Genomic DNA, 15,780 nt, shown 5'->3' on the forward strand with positions numbered 1-15,780 from the left:
ATCGCAGTAGCAAACAAATTGTTGAAACAAGCATTTGCCATTGCAAAATCAGGATTACCTTATGATGAAAATTATGTATCTAGATTAAGCTAAAAAGACTTGTTTTTTAACTCAGTTCTTTGTTGTGCATAGTATTTTATTCAGTTTTTGGTTTGTAATAAAATCGGAAGTTTTCAAAAGGCGTTCCCTCAACAGCTTTTCCAGCCGGAACAAGAGTTATGCTTTCAGGTTTTAAATCCGCTACTATTCCATTTAATTCTCCGTTGTTACGTTTCGTATATATTATTTTTTCATTGCTATTATATTCCCACGTTCCTGTCATATAAGTTTCATCCGCGTTGTAAAGAAGATATTCTCCATTCCGTTTAAATTCGTAATCATTACTTGGTGATTTTGGAAGCCCACTTATTTTCTCTCCGTTTGCCATTCCATAATCCAATTCCCAACGTTGGAAAAGTTCTATTGGTAATTCAGAATTTGAGTTAGATTTCACGTTTTTATTTATTCCGCAAGAATATGCTGAAATCACAATTCCTATCAATATCATTGTTCTCAGTGTGGTATTTCTCATATTATGCACAACGGTTTTGTGTATGATTTCGTGGCGTGTTTAATCACTAAAGTTAGCAAATAAACACGGATAGAAAATTCCAGCGGAATTTTCGTAAGCAAGACTTTACTAGCAATGAATTATACACGGTGTTGGCAACTGGTTTTATAATAGTTTCTGCTGTCTTAAATTCCAGATTATATATATATTAATTAATGCGGATTCACTTATAGAATTTCGATTCAGAAAATCTGAAGGAAGTAATTCAAAAGGTGTTTTATTTATTTCCAGATTTAAGATTGGTGTTGGCTCATTACCCAATTCTTTTGGCTCTAATAACCAAGGTTGCTTAACTGGGTTAGGATAATATCCGTTAATTACTCGTGTTTCATTATTTGCAAATATTGTAAGTCTAATGTAATTTGAATAGTCAGTTGGATTATAGCCATAGTCATTTGTAAATACTTTCTGGATAAATTGATTGAATGACTCTAGCGATTGCACAGATTTATACAACGATTCAATGTCTTTATCAGAGTTAAATCTTTTTTTAAAATGCCAGTCGACATCATAACGCTTCGCTATTTGTAAAATTCTTTTTTTATTCGCTAATTGAATAAGTCTTGTACTATCTATTTCGAAATTGTTATTAGGAAATGAGTCTATTTGATTAATTAGCTGGGAAATCAATTCAGAATTGAGTTGTGATTTTAATTTTGGTTTGCTTTTTCTTTTTTTCCATTTTTTTGACTTACTGTAATAAGTAAACTTTTCTCTTTCGTAATAAGCATAGTAGAAATCATTTTCCATTGATTTTTTTATTACTAATGAGTCTTTGATTCCTTTGGCTCTACTTTTAGAAATTGAATAAGCTGAGATTAATGATTCTACAATCAGACTATCAACTTTATTAAATTCAATTATTTCTGATTGGCTATAAAGATTGCTTGTCAGAAGAATTAGTATAAAAAAGTATTTATTCAATTTGAGGTTTTTTTAACTTGTTGTCAACGGTCTAGTATAACCGGCAGTTACGGGTTAATATGCGTTAATTTTCGGTTTGGCACAGACGTTAGCAATTCCGAGTGGATTCGGACGTAGTCGAATCCGCCGTAATTGCGGTTATACATTGTTGTGCAACGTATTTTTTTAAAAGTCAATCTCATCTAATTCCTCAGTTTCGTTTTTATCAATTGATACTTCCAATACCAGTTTACGTAAAATTATTTCGTCGTCAATTAATTCCGCTAAATAGCTCCAACCTTTGGAATCGGGAACAAAAAATGGTTCAGGTAAATTATATTTCGATTTTGATTTGTCATAATAAACAACAGTTTCGAATCCGTCGATATTAATTCTTTCAGCACGGAATTCAGTTGACTTTGATTTTAATCCATTTAATGAAATGAGAGTTTTATAACTTTTATCATTTAATTTTTCCGATTTAATATGCAAAAAAACGTCTCCAGAATATGTGTGATTTTTCAGAGAGTCTTTTTCAATTATATGTTTCGCAATTCTTTCCGCAATTCGTTTTTCAGTTCCGTCCGAATTTATTTTTTCGCAACCAACAATTCCGAAAATAAATACTATTATGAAGACTTTTATTTTATTCAATTCAAATGTTTTTCAGAGAAGTTTCGCATATGTTGCACAACGCCCTGCTAAACGCAGTTCCGTATTGCGAATGAAAAGATAATAAATTCGTTAGCAATGATTTGGATAAAGATCAAATATTTTTAGGGATTGGATTCAAATCATTGATTCTCGATTAGCCACGCTATGTCGTGGCGTTAATCGTCGGATTTATTAGATTGGGAATTCAAGATACGGTACCAAATTGCTTTTAGCTTATTGTTATGGCACGTTAAGGACTTGAGTCCGTCAGCTGGAGCTGTTTTTTGCTGATATTAACTATTGCAATTTGGTTTAGCAGGGCGTTAGAGCACATTTACTTGTGGGGTGAGAGTTCGTAGAACGTAGCAACACAAGTCAGCTTCAGCTGAATGTGCTCTAACAACGGAATAAACGTATTACGTTTATTCCCATTATGTTTATACCTATAAATTTAAGTATAATTCTTACAAATCTATAGGATTAGTTATGGAATTAAAAGTATTAGATGCAACGTGAGTATAAATTTCTGTTGTTTTAGTAGAACTGTGTCCAAGTAACATCTGAATATGCCGTAAATCAGTCCCATTTTCTAATAAATGAGTCGCAAAACTATGGCGAAAAGTGTGTGCAGTGACATGTTTCTTAATACTAGTTTTCCTAACTGCAGATGTTATTATTCTTGCAATGCTTGTGGGACTATATTTTTCCTTTTTTTGACCTTCAAATAAATAGGTCTGAGGTCTATATAGTTTATAATAAGTTCTAAGATCAGTTAAAGTCGACTTTGCAAGTAATGTAAACCTGTCCTTATTCCCTTTTGCATCATTTACTTTTATTAGCATTCTTTTACTGTCAATATCTTTAGGCTTTAAATTGAGGACTTCACTTCTTCTTAAACCCGCAGAATAAAGAAGAGATAAAATGCACTTGTGTTTAATATTTCTGGTAACATTAATTAATTCCCGAACTTCAGATTTTGAAAGTACTGTCGGTAATTTTCTCTCTTTTTTTGGACGTTCGATTTGATAAAATCTGTTTGGCATTCCAAGAACAACTTCATAATAAAATTTAATACTATTTTTACTTTGATTGATATATGAATTGGACCAATTATTTCGCACCAACCATTTAAGAAATTGTCTGACATCAAGTTCATCTAATTCATTTATGCTCTTATCGGGATAAAAATTAATAAATCGTTCAAAACAGGAAACATATGATTTAACTGTATTATTTGCATATCTTTTTAACTCTAGTTTATCTAAGTAGGACTCTGGACAATGACGATAGCCAGTTGGTTTTTCTCTTTTCCGAAACCAATTTATATCAAATTCTTCTTGAAGGTTTTTGGACTTAGATCAGTCAAAAAAGTAATTCGTGTTTATCCACGCAATTCCTCTAAATTGATTAAAAATAGCGTCAATGTTATATTTATTGTTAGGGACACAATACATTGAAAATTCATCATTCCAATTAATATCCTTCAAATCTCTCACTAGACTTGTCAAAATTTTATCTGCAGGAAATTTTAAGCCAATATATTTCTTATTATCAATCAAAAGGTGATATAAGGTAATGTGTTTATTAGATCTCATAACTTAATTGTGTAAATACTAAATTATATTTTAAAAACAAACTTATTTATAGCTCATATCTAAATGTAGGTATATTTTTACAAATAGTTTAACACAATTCGATTATTGATTAACACATAGGATTTTTTCAGAATTTAAACCAATAGGATAATATGAATCCAAAATCCTCGAACTTGTATAACATATTTATACGTTGTCCAATTACTAATATCAGCGTAAATAACGTCTAAAATCAATTAAGTGATAAATCGAAAATAGATTTTGATTCAGCCTGTGTAAAACTTCAGCGTAAACTTTAATGGTTAAGGTATCATCTAAACTTCATTTTGCAAATAAACGATTTCATTAGTAATAATATCATAATAGGGATATTGTCCAAAGGCATTGGCTGGTAAATTTTTAACTAGGTGATATCGCCCAAGAAATTTTTCAATCATTAAGTTGAGATCACCCTTGGTGGCAGGTCTGTTTTCTTTCTTAGTAGCCAATGCTTTGATTCCATCTGCTATTAAACTTCCAGTGGCTGCATTAGTTACTCCAGCTACTGACACACTTTCTGATGCTTTAGAATTGTCCTTATTTGAATGTTTTTCGGGTAAGCTCAAATCCTGAATTTCATTCATACTTTTTCTAGCATGGTATGCTTTTGAGCGACAGGAGTTGCTGCAATATTTCTGAACTCTTCGCCGTTTTGGTTCAAATTCCTTAAAACAATAATTACATGTATAGTATCTCGAATCTCTCATTTTTACGTCATATTTACGTTTATTTGACGTAAAATACGCAATTTATCCTAATTTTTGTCTTCAAATAGAGATAAATCCACATTAAACACCGAGGTCAACAAATAGGCATCAGCCTCATCATTGGTTATTATCGGCAGCTTCTTGCCTTTTTCTAAAACTTTCTTTGAACCAGTAATGTCTGTATTATTAATTTTGCTTTTGTCCTTAAGTCGATCCTTTAACTTTGGTTTAGTGTTTCCAAAAATCCGTTCTAAATCAACCATGGCTTTCCAATGACCAAAATGACCTCTGAGTTCTTTTTTATGCTCGACTAGAACTTGATGCTGTAAATTCAAGGTTGATTGTATGTGCGCAACGTAATTCAACGCTTCTTTTTTTGCATTTTCGTTTACATAGTCACTAAGGGTAATATAGGTATCCAATTCTTTATAGTAGTTATCTAATAAATAGCTCATGGCCTTCTCTTCAATTTCTCCTTTCATTTTTAATAGCTCAAAACAATTTGACTTTAAGTCCTTTTCTTTGCTCAATAATAGAAATCCCTCTAAGCCTGTGTTGATAGATTCAATTTTACCATCTTCCTTTATGATGATCAAGTTGCTGGTTAGTCCGATTTCATCATAAACATTCAGATCTACTCCTGATATACTCTCAAAAAGCTTTTTGGGTACATAAAAAATGATCTTACGATTTATCTTTTGCAATAATTTTTCTAAGTTGCTATTCATAGTATTTTCTTCACAAATGATCAGAATAATCATTAGGTAGTTCTGCATCAATATCTCTAAGATACTTCTCCAAGGCTACCATGGTGTTGTGACCGGTAATAAGCATCAGTCTGCTTTTGGCCTCAAACGGAGAGGAATCCTTTAATAATGCCCTGTATAGTTTTGTAATAAAGGTATGCCTAAAACTGTAAAGTCCATAATTCTGATCCAGTTCAAAGGGAATCTTTACAACAGTCTTAAAACGCTTACTAAAATAGTCACGTCTATTGGTAAGTTTGGTATCCCATTTTCCACCAAAGCCATCGGGGGTAAACAAAAGCATATCTCCATCAAATTTAGACAGGTCTGGAAGTTCCCTTAACAACAGTTCAGGAATGATTTTTGTCTTTAAAGCCTTATTCTTTGCTTGAAATTGCAGTGTTCCTTGTTCTTTATTAATATCCTTTATTCGTAGCCTGTTGACTTCTATTGGTCTTAAAAAGTTATACGAAATAAATTTAATGTAAAGCAATAATAATTTGTCGTTCTTTTCTAAAAAATCAAATATCGATTCTTGGTCCTTCAGAGAGTATGTTTTGTGTCTAACAGGTTTGGTTCTTATAGCTTTGATCTGAGACATAAAGTTCTTTTCCATGATATCATTGTCCTCTAAAACTTGAAATAGGCTACTAAATACAGTTCTATAGTTATTCCTGTTTCTTGCTGATGTTCTAAGTTGAACATCGTTTAAAAAATCAACCATTACTTTTTTGGTAATTTCATTGATGTTCGTTGTTGTAGAATTGTTAGCTGATGTTTTGGTATTGAACCATCTTTTAAACTGATTGACGCGGCTCTTGTAGTCATTCAGTGTAGTAGCACTTATAATATTAACCTTCAAAGCAATCGCTTTATCAAAGGCCTCCTGTATTGAAAATGTTGGTTTCTGCAATACAATCGTCTTCTGTTCTATTGTTTGTTCTACAACACTTTTTTCAGCTTTTGTATTTGCTTGAACCTTGTTGTTTTGTTGAGACCTATATCGATCCGTATTATCTTCAAATGGATTGTAGCCTTCTTTAAGAAATTTTGAGAGCCTTTTTTTATAAATATTTAAAATAGCATAACGCTCCGCCTTAGTCTTAAAACGGTTTGTTTTACCATAGATATTTTTCATCCTTTGGAGTTTGCCACTCTTTGGGTTGCGATATGAGAAATATACATACCAACGCTTGTCCAGGTCGCCATCGGCATCGAAGATTCTTGGCTCAGAGAATTGTCTTTTTTGTTTCAAATCGTGTTCTAAATCGTGTTCATTTTCACTCTCTAAAGTAATTAATTTGTAAATATTTTGCATAAAAAAACGGTTTAGAGTGAACTAAACCGTTTGTTTTAGAGTGATTTACACTTTGTAGCGGGAACAGGACTCGAACCTGTGACCTTCGGGTTATGAGCCCGACGAGCTACCTACTGCTCTATCCCGCGATATCGGACAGCAAATATACAATCCTTTTTAATTTTAGCAAGCATTAAAACAAAAAAATAACGTTCAAAACAAGTTGAGCGCTATTTCACCAATATAATTAAAACTCTATATGTTAATCGTCGTCGTCTTCAGAATCTAAAGTCGCTAAAGCGCCTTTCATATTCACTTCATCTAAATCAAAATCTACAATATTTGGCAACTTGTCCTTAAGACTAGCATAATTTCCTTTGAATCCATTGTTGCTTAAAAGCAAGGTTTTAAGGTTAGAAAGTTCTGCTAATTCACCTGGTAAATTTCCATAGAATGCGTTATTAGACAACACCAATTCCTCCAACTGTGTTAACTCGCCAATTGAAGACGGCACTGTACCTAATAAACTATTATCAAATAAGCTTAATACTTTTAAAGACTTAAGACCAGTAATACTAGTAGGTAACTTACCCATTAATTGATTACTACTTAAGATCAAAACTTCTAGATTTGACAGATCTCCTATCGATGTAGGAATCTCACCAGAGAAATCATTATTGTATAACTCCAAAGTTCTTAGACGAGATAAGTTTCCTATTTCTGCCGGTATTGATCCTGATATTTGATTAGAATATAATTGCAATTCCTCTAGACTGATCATTTCAGTAATCGTCTTAGGCAATTCTCCACTCAATCTATTGAAAGAAAGATTTAAACTTTTTAAGTGCGATAAACCTGAAATTTCCTCTGGAATTTGACCTTCAAGATTATTGAAAGTTAATCTAATTGCAACTACTTTATCATCTTCAACCGTAACTCCAAACCAATCTGAAACTGGTTCATTAGTATTCCAAGAAGTTTTCCATGAATCACCATTTGTGGAATTATAAAGCGCCAACAGGGCGTCTTTTTCGCTTTGTGATACGTCGGCAAATGTAAATGCAGAAAGCAAGCAACATAGTAGGGTTAGTTTTATAGTTTTCATAATAGCAGATTTCTGTGGAGGGGCACATTTATACTTCGAATATAGAAGCTAAACGTCTAAAGTACAAATTTTTTCGACGAACTACATAGTCTAAAAATTCAACTATTTGATTATCAGTATTTTAAAAAATAACTATTGTTCTAAATTTTCAGCCTGAAACTGGGTAATTTCTTGATTTTCAGACCATACAGAAACCTGAATGGGATTGCAACAAATCTCACAATCTTCAACGTAATTTTGATGGTATTGAGAGGTATCTACCAACATAGAAATTTCTTCCCAACAGTATGGACATTGAAAAAAATATTCTTCCATTTCGAATTGATTTAAAACTCTACATTAAGTAATTCGCCACTGATCTGAAGCACAATAACTTCAGCTAACTTAGCATCGTATTTTGCTTGATTTCTGCTCAGCTCCGCTGTAAGTAAATTGAGCTGCGCTTGTCTAAATTCAATCGAAGTGACCTGACCAAGTTTGAACTTTTCTTGAGTACGTTCAAAATTATTTTTGGCGGTTTTGATATTATCTTCCTGAACTTCAAAAATCGTAAGCTTGTTCTGGTAATCGTCCCAGGCATTATTAAAATTGCGCTCAATATCTAGTTTTAACTGCTCTTTCTGAAGTTTTTGATTTTCAAGATCTATCCGAGCATTCTTTACTCTGGTGATCGTACCGCCACCGTCAAATAAATTCCAATTTAAGTTTATGCCGGCTGAAAGTCCGGTGTTCGTAGAAACTGCAACAAACGAAGCGGCATTATTGTTGTTTTCGTTCCAACCATAAGTTCCAACCAATCCTATCGTTGGTAAGTATCCCGATCTATTCGCCTTTAAGGTAAACTCGTTTATGGCGATGTTCTTTTCATTCTGAAGAAGCGTCACATTATTCCTGAAAAGCTTTTCTAAAAGATCTTCTTTATTCAGTTGAAGTAAAAATGTAACTGTAGTATCTACAACAAATTCATTAGTAATGGTATTACCAGTAACAAAGTTGAGATCGCGTTTGGCATTCACCAAGCCTTGTTCAGCGTTTATAATATTGATATTATCATTATTGATATCTACCTCGGCATTAAGCACGTCTAGCTTTGTATTTTGTCCATAATCGAACTGATATTTCGATCGCGTTAGTCTATCGTTCGAAATATCTAAGGTTTCCTTTAGCGACTTCAAATTTTCTGAACGTCGAGCAACATCATAATAAACTGTTAGTAACTGTGTAACCGTGTTTTCAATCGTTTCTCTTGCCTGAACTTCACTGAGATTATATTCTTCCTTAAGGCGCTTGTAATCGTAAAGTCTCCCTAAACCATCAAAAAGTGTGTAGTTTAAATTGAGACTCGCATTGTATCTAGAACTCTCAGCTCCGTTTAATACCGCTGGTGGATTGCCGTTTGAAAATTCCGCTGTAATATTATCGCGATTGGCAGTTGCAGAGGCAATACCTGTTAATGTCGGTAAATATCTCGAATTCAAAATGTCCTTATTATTTTCTGCCACTAGAACATTATTGTTCGCAATTTTAATTCCGTAGTTATTCTCAAGCGCAAGTTCAATGGCTTCTGAAGGATTAATAACCTGCTGAGTGTTTCCTTTCAAAAGTGAAAGAAAAATAAGTCCTAAACTTGTTATAAATATTTTATTCAGTTTCATGGTCTTCCTCAAATAAATAGTTATTGATGATCGCTCATTGCCGTTTTACCGATCAATGTGGTTTCTTCCTTTTCTTTAATGGCTCTTTCAACTTCTTCCTTGGTGATTTTATCGCCTGTCCAAAGCCACTTTGCACTCGTCTTAACTGAATTACTAAACGACAAAAATATTGGCAATAATACCAGTGTTAGCACCGTAGCGAATCCAATACCGTATGCTATAGAAACTGCCATAGGTATTAAGAACTGTGCTTGTCGGCTTTCTTCAAAAATTAATGGTGCCAGACCAGCAACTGTGGTTAACGAGGTTAGAAATATGGCTCTAAAACGCGATCTGCCAGCTTCGTAAAGTGCTTCATCAAATGACAGCCCTGACTTTAAATTAATATTGAACTTACTGATTAAGACCAGACCGTCGTTCACCATAATTCCGATGAGTGCAATAATTCCTAACATCGAAAGGATATTGACAGAGAAATCATGAATCCAATGTCCCCAAGCCACTGCTGGTAAACTGAACGGAATGAGTAGCAATAGTAATAGGGGTTGACTATAACTTCGGAAGGTAAAGGCAATGACGACATAGATCAATAAAAGTACAATAAGACCTACTGGTCCTAATGAGTTCATTAGCTTAAGTCGCTCTCTATTCTGACCTTCGTATGAAGGGGTCACTGTAGGATATCTTGAAAGTATTTCAGGCATTATTTCATTTCTGATCTCCGCCATAATATCTGTGGCACTGGTTTTCTTCGGGTCTTTGATATCGGCCGACACCTGAATTTCTCTTCGCCCTTCCAAATGGTTAATTGCCACATCGCCTCTCAGAATCTCATAGCTCGCTATTTCTTTAAGTGGTACGCGCTCGCCATTTGGCATAGAGATGCGCATATTATCTAAATTATTGATCGAAGATCGGTTCTCTCTGTCGTAACGCACCCATACTCTGATTTCATCTTGCCCACGCTGAAAACGTTGGGCCTGCGCACCGAAAAATGCTGATCTTACTTCGGTCATAACACTCCTAAGATCTAAACCTAAAGCATAGGCACTTTCATTCAATTTTAATCGGATCTCTTTAATCCCCGCCGGATCATTATCCGTGACATCTTTAAGAAGGACATTATTCTCTAGGTTCTGCTTAAGTTCAGACTTAACAGCTTTCAACTCTTCAATATTGTTTCCTAATAAAGACACCGAAACTGGCAGTCCGCCGAAATTTCCACCACTTCCATACACCAGACTTTCAATACCAAATATATTACCAACGCGCTCCTTAATTCGATTTGCAACCAAGCCAGAGGTAATTTCATTAGGTCGTTCTTCCCCTGGTAATAAATTAATAACCAAGGATGCCGTAGCCGATCCTGGACCAACATTCTTTATGATGTTTTCAACTAAATACTTCTCAGAGTTTTCACCTAAATATTCATCATTGATCTCCTTAGTCACTTCTTTGGTTTTTGCTTCAATAAATGAGATAACACTGTCTGTTACCCTCTCGTTAGTACCATTTGGCATATTCAGTGAAATGTCTACTCTATCACTGGCCACTCTAGGAAAGAATGCACCTCGAATAATTCCACCTTGAAAACTCGCATTGGTGAGCATAAAGAAGGCAATAAAAATGGCGAAGGTTAAGAATTTATTACCTAAGGCGAAACGTAATACAGGACTATACATCTTGTCTCTAGACCATCTCATGATCTTATCACCAAAAGTATTTATATATCTAAGTTTTGAAAATACCTTTTGAAAGAATCCAAGAAGACCACCTTTTTTCTTAGTGCTTTGTGGTCTCAATGCCTTTGAGTGTGCTAAGTGCGCTGGAAGAATAATCAATGCTTCTACAAGTGAAACTACCAGAGTTAATATCACAACAACCGAGACCTCACCAAAAAACTCACCAATTCTACCATCTAAGAACAAGAAAATTCCAAAGGCTAGTATGGTTGTTAAAATAGCTGAAACAATTGCAGGTAATACCTCCATAACACCATCTATCGCAGCTTCGGTTGGAGATTTACCTTTTTCATATTGCTGATAAATATTTTCTGCGATCACAATACCATCGTCTACCAAAATACCAATGACAATAATCATCCCAAAAAGTGAAAGAACATTGATTGTGACATTAAAATATCCGGCAAACATAAACATCCCCAAAAAGGCTACTGGTAAACCGAAAGCCACCCAGAATGCTAAACGCGTATTCAGAAATAATGATAAAAAGGTTAATACCAAGATCATTCCGATTAGTGCATTTTCCGCAAGCAGTTGGGTACGTTGAACTAGCGTTGTTGAAAGATCCCTAACTACATTTAACTGCACATTATCGTACTTCTGATTGAAATCTTCAATGTAAGCTTTTGTTTTTTCAGCTGAGGAAATGAGGTCTTCATTGTTGGTACTGGTGATGGTAACATTAATTGACAGGTTACCATCGAAATAACTCGCGTTAGGTGTTTCAGAAAATTGATCTCTTACTATGGCTACATCCTTCAACTGAATTTTTCTTCCGGAAGGATCAGATTTCACAATTAAATTAGACAACTCATCTGCGAAATAAGAACGGTTATTTGCTCTTATCAAATACTCTTCAGCATCGGTCTTTATTGTTCCTCCTGTAGTTATTAAACTAGCCTGATTAACAGCTTGCGCAACTTCTGCAAAGGTGAGATCATAAGCCAATAAACTGGTTTCGTTCAAGGCTATTTCTATCTCCTCTTCCGGATAACCTGAAATTTGAATTTGTGAGATGCCATCAATACCTCTTAGGTCATTTTCAACTTGCCTTCCTATTTGCTTCAGCGTAGCTAAAGGAATTTTATCGCCGCTAATAGCAAATGTAATCGTTGGGCGCAGCGCTTCTTGTTTCGCAACTACTAACGGTTCCATTCCGGTTGGGAATGTTGGTACACGATCTACAGCATTCTTTACTTCGAGAAGCATGAAATCTATATCCTTCCCTTTTTCAATTTCAACATTTATGGTTCCGCTATTCTCCCGCGATGTGGAGGTTACGCGTTCAACGCCGTTTAATCCTTTTAGATTGTCTTCAATCTTTAATATGATTCCTTCTTCAACCTCTTGTGGCGATGCACCAGGATACGTAACATTTATGCTGATGTTTTTGGAATCTACTAATGGGAAAAAAGAGGACTTTAATTTCGAATAACCAAACAAGCCAAACACCAGAAATGCCAAAATAACCACATTTACAGCAACACTGTGTTTAATAAAATACGAGATTAGACTTCTCATTTTAATTGGTGTTTGTGTTTTGATCTGAGAATGGCTTCACCTTCATACCGGCATAGGCGCCTGGCACAGGTTTAGACAGTATTATTGTACCATTTGGAATATCTTTCAATACCACCTTAGTGTCTGAAAAATAGACTGGATTCACATCGATGATATCTAGTATACTATCTCTAACCACAAAAATCTGATCGCCATCGAGCATTAAATTTCTATTCACTTCAATTGCGTCAGATTCCTTCTTTGCATTTAGGTTGGCCTCGAGATACATTCCTTCTTTGAGGATATCACTTTTCACCTCAATATAGGCTGTAATGGTTTGAGTAGTCGCATCGATACTGCCATTCACTCTTGACACAGTTCCGGTATAGGTTTCGGTTTTCTCTAAGTTATTAAGCTTAACTTCTTCACCTACTTTCAATAAACTGGCATAGGTTTTACTTAAGGCCACTTCCATTTCGTAAACCGATGGATCTATGTACTCTCCTAATTTTTGTCCGTTTCTAATCAAGGATCCTTCAGTAACCAAAGCCTCGGTAAGAATACCCGTAAACGGTGCTTTGATATTGTATTTAGCAAGTCGTTGTTCTAAATTCTTGACGTTGTAATAGTTTGAAACAATACCTCTTCCGGTAATAAAATAATTCTCCTTATCACTGGTCATCTTTGGAAGTTCTGGTGTGGATTTACTCAGATCGAAACCATTGAGATAAGATTGCCATTTGTCGAAAACTTCAGGAAAATCTAATCTGAGATCTGGCATGATAGCAGCAATAGAATTGTATAAATTACTTTTTGAAGACTGAACGCTCGCATAATATTCGGAAGCATCAATACGGATTAATGTCTGGCCATTAGAATACTTTTGTCCGGGTCTGAAAAGCTTCGCGCCACGTTTAAAAACGCCTTGTACTTCTGCAAATAATTCAACGCGTCGCTTGGCGACCAAATTACCGTTAGCCGGAATAACAATTTGAACATTAGTATTTTGTACGGTATCAGTAAAGACCGTTTTTACGACCTTTTCTGGCGTTGGTCTTTTACGATTTTTACTATTGGCGATAGATTTGCTGGCAAAGTAAGCCCCAATAATTACAAGGACTCCCAGCAGAAACAATATAATTTTGCGCATGAAGCTGATGGTTGTTTTCAGCTGCAAATTTACCTATATCGCTGTGTTATGCCGTTAAAAAAAACTTAATTGTTAAAATGATCAATTTGCTCCTGAATAGATTCCCATTCAATCATAAACTTTTCTAATTCAGCTTTTTTTGACTGATATCCATCAAAGAATTTAGGATCTGAAACAGTTTCATCGTAGTTAGTTGCTAAGGCCACATCGTCGTTTTTGATGTCCTTTTCGAGTTGATTAATCTTAGACTCAATATTGCTAAGTTTATTATTTAAAGCCTTCAGTTTCTTTTGGTCCTCGTAACTTTTCTTGTTATTGTTAGCTTTTGGTTGCTTTTCTATAACAGTTCGCTTTTCGGCCTCTCTTAAGTTTTCAAGATTACGCTGCTCTAAATAAAAATCAATATCGCCTAAATACTCCTTTATCTTCTGATCCTTGAACTCATAAACGGTATCAGCCAACCCCTGAAGAAACTCACGGTCGTGCGATACTAAAATCAGAGTCCCTTCAAACTTGCTTAAGGCATCTTTCAGAACATTCTTAGATTTAATATCTAAATGATTGGTCGGCTCATCCATTATTAAAACATTTAAAGGTTGTAATAATAATTTGGCTAAAGCCAAACGATTACGCTCACCTCCAGATAGTACCTTTACATACTTTTCTACCTCTTCGCCTCTAAACAAAAAGGAACCTAAAATATCTCGAACTTTACTTCTATTAGATTCATTAGCCGCGTCGATCATGGTATCTAATACCGTTTTATTACCGTCGAGATAATCGGCCTGATTTTGCGCAAAGTAACCGATCTGTACGTTATGGCCCAACTTCATATGGCCTTGGTGTTCTATCTCACCAACTATGATCTTGGCAAGCGTTGATTTACCTTGTCCATTTTGCCCAACAAATGCGGTTTTGGTATCTCGTGCTATGCTCAGATCTACATTAGTTAGCACTCTTAAATCCCCGTAATTTTTAGACACATTTTCAAGCTCAACAACTACTTTTCCTGGTGTAATTGAAACCGGAAAACTTACACTCATTACGCTATTATCGTCTGCATCTACCTCAATACGATCCATACGATCTAGCTTTTTAATAAGTGATTGTGCCATTGAGGCCTTTGAGGCTTTAGCTCTAAATTTTTCTATGAGCTTTTCGGTCTGCTGAATTTGTTTTTCCTGGTTTTTCTGAGCTGCTAATTGCTGCACTTTCATCTCCTTACGGAGTGCCAGAAATTTAGTGTATGGTTTATTGTAATCGTAAATGCGTCCTAAGGAAATTTCAATAGTACGGTTGGTCACATTATCTAAAAACATTTTATCGTGAGATACTATTACAACTGCACCGGTATAGTTTTTCAAAAAGTTTTCAAGCCAAATAATCGATTCGATATCCAAGTGGTTTGTTGGCTCGTCGAGAAGTAACAGATCGTTGTTTTGTAGTAACAACTTTGCAAGTTCGATACGCATGCGCCATCCGCCTGAAAATGTATCGGTTAACTTATTAAAATCTTCACGTTTAAATCCTAAACCTTGTAATATCTTCTCGGTTTCGCCTTGATAATTATAGCCTCCTAGAATTTCATATTGATGCTGAATATCATTGAGATCTATCATCAACTGATTATAGGCTTCAGATTCGTAATCGGTACGTTCGGCTAATTGTACATTAATCTCTTCGAGCTTTGCTTCACATGCTTTTATTTCTTTGAAGGCTTCATAAGATTCTTCCAGAACTGTTTTTCCGAAGTCAAAATCGATGTCTTGTTTTAGAAAACCGATCTTTAGATCTTTATCCGCGGCCATTTGTCCGGTATCTGATTCCTGCTCTTTAGCCAAAATTCTGAGCATAGTAGATTTACCGGCACCATTTTTACCTATTAAACCTATCCTGTCACCAAGTCCGAGCTTAAACGTAATATCTTCAAAGAGGTATTCACCTTGAAAAGAAATAGATAAGTTATGGATATTTAGCATAGTATTTTTGAATCCTACAATTGTAATTAAGTTACAATTGTTACAGTTTTAAGCTTGATAATAATTTACCTTTGTATTGCTACAAAACATGCAAAAGT

The 15,780-nt window shown here is 34.8% G+C and carries 13 protein-coding genes and 1 tRNA gene; all 14 read right to left on the bottom strand.

The window, feature by feature from the left end; translation table 11 throughout:
* Positions 1 to 136 precede the first annotated feature (136 nt).
* The 14 genes from DDY94_RS00005 to DDY94_RS00070 all read right to left on the bottom strand — a co-directional run bounded on the left by DDY94_RS00005 (position 137) and on the right by DDY94_RS00070 (position 15,682).
* The gene (locus DDY94_RS00005; protein WP_157957200.1) at positions 137 to 571 is read right to left on the bottom strand and encodes a hypothetical protein; all 435 of its coding nucleotides are present in this window, start codon (positions 569 to 571) and stop codon (positions 137 to 139) included.
* A 144-nt stretch (positions 572 to 715) separates the two neighbouring features.
* Positions 716 to 1,534 (bottom strand): hypothetical protein, encoded by an 819-nt coding sequence (locus DDY94_RS00010; protein ID WP_111681983.1) that lies wholly within the window; start codon positions 1,532 to 1,534, stop codon positions 716 to 718.
* 165 nt (positions 1,535 to 1,699) lie between these two features.
* Positions 1,700 to 2,167 (bottom strand): hypothetical protein, encoded by a 468-nt coding sequence (locus DDY94_RS00015; protein WP_111681984.1) that lies wholly within the window; start codon positions 2,165 to 2,167, stop codon positions 1,700 to 1,702.
* A 464-nt stretch (positions 2,168 to 2,631) separates the two neighbouring features.
* Positions 2,632 to 3,492 carry a site-specific tyrosine recombinase/integron integrase gene (xerA, locus tag DDY94_RS16315; RefSeq protein ID WP_394347002.1) on the bottom strand — a complete coding sequence of 287 codons (861 nt, stop codon included), beginning with the start codon at positions 3,490 to 3,492 and terminating at the stop codon, positions 2,632 to 2,634.
* 584 nt (positions 3,493 to 4,076) lie between these two features.
* Complete coding sequence (locus DDY94_RS00025) at positions 4,077 to 4,385, bottom strand: hypothetical protein (protein ID WP_111681985.1); 309 nt, start codon at positions 4,383 to 4,385, stop codon at positions 4,077 to 4,079.
* 170 nt (positions 4,386 to 4,555) lie between these two features.
* Positions 4,556 to 5,236 (bottom strand): hypothetical protein, encoded by a 681-nt coding sequence (locus DDY94_RS00030; RefSeq protein WP_198658890.1) that lies wholly within the window; start codon positions 5,234 to 5,236, stop codon positions 4,556 to 4,558.
* Between the two features lie 10 nt (positions 5,237 to 5,246).
* A complete protein-coding gene (locus tag DDY94_RS00035) occupies positions 5,247 to 6,572 on the bottom strand; it encodes a tyrosine-type recombinase/integrase (protein ID WP_111681987.1) in 1,326 nt (441 codons plus the stop codon).
* A gap of 55 nt (positions 6,573 to 6,627) precedes the next feature.
* Positions 6,628 to 6,700, bottom strand: a tRNA-Met gene (locus tag DDY94_RS00040).
* A gap of 113 nt (positions 6,701 to 6,813) precedes the next feature.
* A complete protein-coding gene (locus DDY94_RS00045; protein ID WP_232817787.1) occupies positions 6,814 to 7,656 on the bottom strand; it encodes a leucine-rich repeat domain-containing protein in 843 nt (280 codons plus the stop codon).
* A 132-nt stretch (positions 7,657 to 7,788) separates the two neighbouring features.
* Positions 7,789 to 7,971: a CPXCG motif-containing cysteine-rich protein gene (locus DDY94_RS00050; RefSeq protein WP_111681988.1), complete on the bottom strand. Its 183-nt coding sequence runs from the start codon at positions 7,969 to 7,971 to the stop codon at positions 7,789 to 7,791.
* Positions 7,972 to 7,982: 11 nt separating this feature from the next.
* The gene (locus tag DDY94_RS00055) at positions 7,983 to 9,311 is read right to left on the bottom strand and encodes a TolC family protein (RefSeq protein WP_111681989.1); all 1,329 of its coding nucleotides are present in this window, start codon (positions 9,309 to 9,311) and stop codon (positions 7,983 to 7,985) included.
* 20 nt (positions 9,312 to 9,331) lie between these two features.
* Positions 9,332 to 12,574 carry an efflux RND transporter permease subunit gene (locus DDY94_RS00060; RefSeq protein ID WP_111681990.1) on the bottom strand — a complete coding sequence of 1,081 codons (3,243 nt, stop codon included), beginning with the start codon at positions 12,572 to 12,574 and terminating at the stop codon, positions 9,332 to 9,334.
* Between the two features lies 1 nt (position 12,575).
* Positions 12,576 to 13,703: an efflux RND transporter periplasmic adaptor subunit gene (locus tag DDY94_RS00065; RefSeq protein ID WP_111681991.1), complete on the bottom strand. Its 1,128-nt coding sequence runs from the start codon at positions 13,701 to 13,703 to the stop codon at positions 12,576 to 12,578.
* Positions 13,704 to 13,768: 65 nt separating this feature from the next.
* Positions 13,769 to 15,682, bottom strand: a complete 1,914-nt coding sequence (locus DDY94_RS00070; protein WP_111681992.1) for an ABC-F family ATP-binding cassette domain-containing protein — start codon at positions 15,680 to 15,682, stop codon at positions 13,769 to 13,771.
* Between the last annotated feature and the right edge of the window lie 98 nt (positions 15,683 to 15,780).

It is taken from the genome of Winogradskyella tangerina (assembly GCF_003260205.1).
Lineage (GTDB): Bacteria > Bacteroidota > Bacteroidia > Flavobacteriales > Flavobacteriaceae > Winogradskyella > Winogradskyella tangerina.

Excerpts from the sequence above, each read along its gene's own strand:
- DDY94_RS00045 (WP_232817787.1), bottom strand. The coding sequence starts at position 7,656 with ATGAAAACTATAAAACTAACCCTACTATGTTGCTTGCTTTCTGCATTT.
- DDY94_RS00005 (WP_157957200.1), bottom strand. The coding sequence starts at position 571 with ATGAGAAATACCACACTGAGAACAATGATATTGATAGGAATTGTGATT.
- DDY94_RS00035 (WP_111681987.1), bottom strand. The coding sequence starts at position 6,572 with ATGCAAAATATTTACAAATTAATTACTTTAGAGAGTGAAAATGAACAC.
- DDY94_RS00060 (WP_111681990.1), bottom strand. The coding sequence starts at position 12,574 with ATGAGAAGTCTAATCTCGTATTTTATTAAACACAGTGTTGCTGTAAAT.
- DDY94_RS00055 (WP_111681989.1), bottom strand. The coding sequence starts at position 9,311 with ATGAAACTGAATAAAATATTTATAACAAGTTTAGGACTTATTTTTCTT.
- DDY94_RS00070 (WP_111681992.1), bottom strand. The coding sequence starts at position 15,682 with ATGCTAAATATCCATAACTTATCTATTTCTTTTCAAGGTGAATACCTC.
- DDY94_RS00065 (WP_111681991.1), bottom strand. The coding sequence starts at position 13,703 with ATGCGCAAAATTATATTGTTTCTGCTGGGAGTCCTTGTAATTATTGGG.
- DDY94_RS00050 (WP_111681988.1), bottom strand. The coding sequence starts at position 7,971 with ATGGAAGAATATTTTTTTCAATGTCCATACTGTTGGGAAGAAATTTCT.
- DDY94_RS00030 (WP_198658890.1), bottom strand. The coding sequence starts at position 5,236 with ATGAATAGCAACTTAGAAAAATTATTGCAAAAGATAAATCGTAAGATC.
- DDY94_RS00025 (WP_111681985.1), bottom strand. The coding sequence starts at position 4,385 with ATGAATGAAATTCAGGATTTGAGCTTACCCGAAAAACATTCAAATAAG.